Source organism: Microbacterium sp. 13-71-7, assembly GCF_002257455.1.
In the GTDB taxonomy this organism is placed as follows: Bacteria; Actinomycetota; Actinomycetes; order Actinomycetales; family Microbacteriaceae; genus Microbacterium.
On record NZ_NCKN01000299.1, the window covers coordinates 1 to 4,185 of the forward strand.

5 protein-coding genes are annotated in these 4,185 nt (G+C 70.9%); 4 read left to right on the top strand and 1 reads right to left on the bottom strand.

The genetic code is table 11. The features are described from left to right. The 4 genes from B7X32_RS19045 to B7X32_RS19060 all read left to right on the top strand — a co-directional run. Positions 1-273 (top strand): malate:quinone oxidoreductase (locus tag B7X32_RS19045; protein ID WP_292723305.1); only part of this gene is annotated, 273 nt, incomplete at its 5' end. A gap of 9 nt (positions 274-282) precedes the next feature. Continuing rightward, a complete protein-coding gene (locus B7X32_RS19050; RefSeq protein ID WP_292723308.1) occupies positions 283-903 on the top strand; it encodes a thymidine kinase in 621 nt (206 codons plus the stop codon). Positions 904-1,032: 129 nt separating this feature from the next. Then, a complete protein-coding gene (locus B7X32_RS19055; RefSeq protein ID WP_292723311.1) occupies positions 1,033-1,758 on the top strand; it encodes an FCD domain-containing protein in 726 nt (241 codons plus the stop codon). 15 nt (positions 1,759-1,773) lie between these two features. Continuing rightward, positions 1,774-3,036 (top strand): alpha-hydroxy acid oxidase, encoded by a 1,263-nt coding sequence (locus B7X32_RS19060; protein WP_292723314.1) that lies wholly within the window; start codon positions 1,774-1,776, stop codon positions 3,034-3,036. Positions 3,037-3,175: 139 nt separating this feature from the next. Here B7X32_RS19060 and B7X32_RS19065 read toward each other — a convergent pair whose 3' ends face one another. Beyond that, a complete protein-coding gene (locus B7X32_RS19065) occupies positions 3,176-3,961 on the bottom strand; it encodes an HAD-IIB family hydrolase (protein ID WP_292723316.1) in 786 nt (261 codons plus the stop codon). Between the last annotated feature and the right edge of the window lie 224 nt (positions 3,962-4,185).

The window sequence follows — 4,185 nt, forward strand, 5'->3', positions numbered from 1 at the left end:
GTCATGAAGGGCGGCAAGCTGCAGTTCGGCACCGAGGTGGTCGCGGCCGCCGACGGCACGATCGCGGGCCTGCTGGGCGCCTCTCCCGGCGCTTCCACGGCCGTTCCGGTCATGCTCGACGTGCTGCAGCGCTGCTTCCCCGAGCAGTACGGGGAGTGGGAGCCGAAGCTTCAGAAGCTGATCCCGACGCTCGGCGAGAAGCTCAACGACTCCGCCGCGGACGCGCGTGCGTCGATGGGCGCCACGGCGAAGACGCTCGATCTGACGGCCTGATCCCGCGCCGTGGCCAAGCTGTACTTCCGCTACGGAGCGATGAACTCCGGCAAGTCCACGGCGCTGCTGCAGGCCGCCTACAACTATGAGGAGCGCGGCCAGCAGGTGCTGCTCGCGAAGCCCGCGATCGACACCAAGGGCGCCTCGCAGATCGAGAGCCGCCTCGGCATGACCCGCGAGGTCGACTTCCTCATCGCCGCGGGGGAGAGCGCGAGGGAGCTGTTCCGGAGCGAGCGGACCCGTGCGCAGCAGGGCGGATCCGACGTCGCCTGCCTGCTCGTGGACGAGGCGCAGTTCCTGGAGCCGGAGCAGGTCGACGACCTGTTCCGCATCGCCGTGGAGGACGACATCCCGGTGCTCGCGTACGGGATCCGCAACGACTTCCTCACTCACGCGTTCCCGGGCTCCGGGCGGCTGCTCGCGATCGCGCACACGCTCGAGGAGCTCAAGACGATCTGCCGCTGCGGGCGCAAGGCGGTCTTCAACGGCCGCCGGATCGGCGACCGCTTCGTGTTCGACGGCGATCAGGTCGCGATCGACGGCGCCCTCCGCCAGGCTCAGGGACCGGTCGCATACGAGTCCCTCTGCGGCCACTGCTACCTCCAGGAGTCCCACGGCCGCCTGGGCTGACCCCACCTTCCGAGTCGTCCCCATCAGCGCACCCCATGGCGTGCGCTGATGGGGACGACTCGGTTGTGGAGGGTGCGTTGCGTGGTCTGACCACAGGGGGTATCGTGTGGTCTGACCACAGGAGGACCGATGGCCGAAGGGACGGACGCGCCCGCGCGCACCTGGCGCACGGTGCTGCAGCACGTCGAGCAGCGTCTGATCGACGGTGAGCTCGGCCCGGGGGACCGGCTGCCGAGCGAGCGCGATCTCGCGGCCGAGCTGGGCGTGGGGCGGTCCAGCGTGCGGGAGGCGATCCGCGTGCTCGAGGTGATGGGTCTCATCCGTACGTCGACCGGATCCGGCCCGCAGGCGGGCGCCATCGTCATCGCCGCGCCAGGAGGGGGACTGTCCGCGCTGCTGCGACTCCAGGTCGCCGCGCAGGGCTTCCCGATCGCCGACGTCGTGGGCACGCGCCTGATCCTGGAGCAGGCCGTCGTCGCGGCTCTGGCCGGGGGAGAGGGCGACATGGCCCAGGTCCACCGCCTCCTCGACGCGATGGACGCCGACCTCGGCGCCGCCGACTTCCTCGCGCTCGACGCGCAGCTGCATCTGGCGCTCGCCGAGGCCAGCGGGAACGCGGTGGTCGCCGCGATGATGACGGGGCTGCGCGACAGCATCGAATCCTACGTGCGGACCGGATCCGCGGGGATCCCGGACTGGGCCGGCATGGCGGACAGGCTGCGCGCCGAGCACCGGGACATCGTCCGCGCGATCGACGAGGGGCGCGCCGACACGGCGGCCATCCTCGTCCACGACCACATCACCGGCTACTACGCCGCGACCGGCCTGGCCGGCGCAGGCGCCACGACTCCCTGATCGGAAGGACCCACCATGGTGCAGCGACAGCTTCCCAACCCCGCCGAGATCTTCGACCTGATGAAGTTCAAGGCCCCGGAGCTCGACGGTACGAAGCGTCGCCTCGAGGGTGCTCTGACCATCTCGGATCTGCGCACGATCGCGAAGCGCCGCACACCCAAGGCGGTCTTCGACTACACCGACGGCGCCGCCGAGGGCGAGCTGTCGCTGGCGCGCGCACGCCAGGCGTTCGAGGACGTGGAGTTCCACCCGGGGATCCTCGCCCCGGCGCCCGAACTCGACACGTCCACCACGATCCTCGGCGGCCCGAGCGCGCTGCCGTTCGGGATCGCGCCGACGGGGTTCACGCGTCTCATGCAGACCGAGGGGGAGTTCGCCGGGGCGGGCGCCGCGGCCGCCGCGGGGATCCCCTTCACGCTGTCCACGCTCGGCACGACCTCGATCGAGGACGTCAAGAGGACCAACCCCGCGGGACGCAACTGGTTCCAGCTCTACGTCATGCGCGACCGGGAGATCTCCTACGGCCTCACCCGCCGCGCCGCCGAGGCCGGCTTCGACACGCTCATGTTCACGGTCGACACCCCGGTCGCCGGCGCCCGTCTGCGCGACAAGCGCAACGGCTTCTCGATCCCGCCGCAGCTCACCCTCGGCACGATCATCAACGCGATCCCGCGACCGTGGTGGTGGATCGACTTCCTGACCACTCCGAAGCTCGAGTTCGCATCGCTGTCGACGACGGGCGGCACGGTCGGAGAGCTGCTCGACGCGGCCATGGACCCTACGATCAGCTATGACGATCTCGAGGTGATCCGGGGCATCTGGCCGGGCAAGCTCCTCGTCAAGGGAGTGCAGACCGTCGAGGACGCGCTGCGGCTGAAAGACACGCACGGCGTGGACGGCGTGGTGCTCTCCAACCACGGCGGGCGCCAGCTCGACCGTGCGCCGATCCCGTTCCATCTGCTGCCGCAGGTGCGCAAGGCGGTGGGCGACGACTTCACCGTCATGGTCGACACCGGCATCATGAACGGCGCTGACATCGTGGCCGCGGTCGCGCTCGGTGCCGACTTCACCCTCATCGGACGCGCCTACCTCTACGGGCTCATGGCCGGCGGGCGCCGGGGCGTCGACCGCACGATCGCGATCCTGCGCAGCGAGATCGAGCGCACCATGCGCCTGCTCGGCGTCTCGTCCCTCGCCGAACTGGAGCCCCGCCACGTCACCCAGCTCACGCGCATGGTGCCGGTGGCGCAGGGCGCGGCGGCGGTCGCGGCGCGTTGACCGGGGGCGCCTCGGGCGCGACGCCGTCGCCGTACTGAGGCGTCGGCGGCTGTCCCGAGGCGCCGGAGCGCCTGGCAGCGCGGCTGCGCCCGCTGGGGCATACAGCGCGCCCGAGGGCTAGCGGGAGCGCCCGGCGTCGTCAGCGCGCGCGTGGGGCGGCGGGAGCGGCCTCCAGGACGGGCAGCAGGGCGTCCAGGTGGTCCGCGGTGTCCTCCCAGCCGTCCACGGCGACGCAGGGCACGCCGAGGGCCTTGACGGGGTAGTCGTTGCCGCCCTCGTCGAGGCGGTCGCCGAAGAAGAGCATCTCCGCGAAGGGGATGCCCGTGCGCTCGGCGAGCTCGGTCATGCCGTAGGCCTTGTCGATGCCCGCTCGGGTGATGTCGATCGAGGTGGATCCGCCGGAGCGGACCTCGAGATCGGGCACGCGGGAGGCCACGGCATCGCGCAGAGCGGCGCGGCGGGATCCGTCGGGGTCCCAGGCCTTCTTCGCATCGTGGGGCGCCTTCTGGCCGAGGGCGGAGAAGGTGATCTGCGAGCCGCGGTCCTCGAGGATCGGACCCCAGGTCTCGCTCTCCCAGAGTCCGAGGCGCCGTGCCTCCTCCTCGAGGGCGCTGAGGGCGGCGGTCTTCTGTTGCTCGCTGAGATCGCGGGCGTAGACGAGGGAGAAGCCGGATCCGTCGTGGCGCAGGTAGCGCGTGCCGCAGGTCGGCAGCAGATGGATGCGCTGCAGGAGCTCCGTGTCGGCGTCGCCGAGCCGGGCGACGACCTGTGTGCGGAACTGCTCCTCGTTGCCGCCGGAGATGATCGCGACCTCGACGCGGCGCGCGAGGGCGAGGAGGAGCTCGGCGATGCGGGCATCGATCGCGGCCTTGGAAGGGGCGAGGGTGTCGTCGAGGTCGAAGGCGACCAGGCGGGGCGTCGTCATAGCGATTCCAGCGTAGAGGATCGGGGTGTGAGCGAGCCTGGGGCGTGTGCACGTTCTGGTCGGGGTGCATCCCCAGCCGCTTCTCCACACGTCGCATGCGCGACGCGCGGAGCCTCTGCGCTGGGGGGTTATAGGCCAAAACGTGTGGATGGGATGTTGATGTAGCCGCGGGATGTTGCGGTGAAATGGGGGTGCGTATGGTCCGCGACGCTTAGGCGTGGACC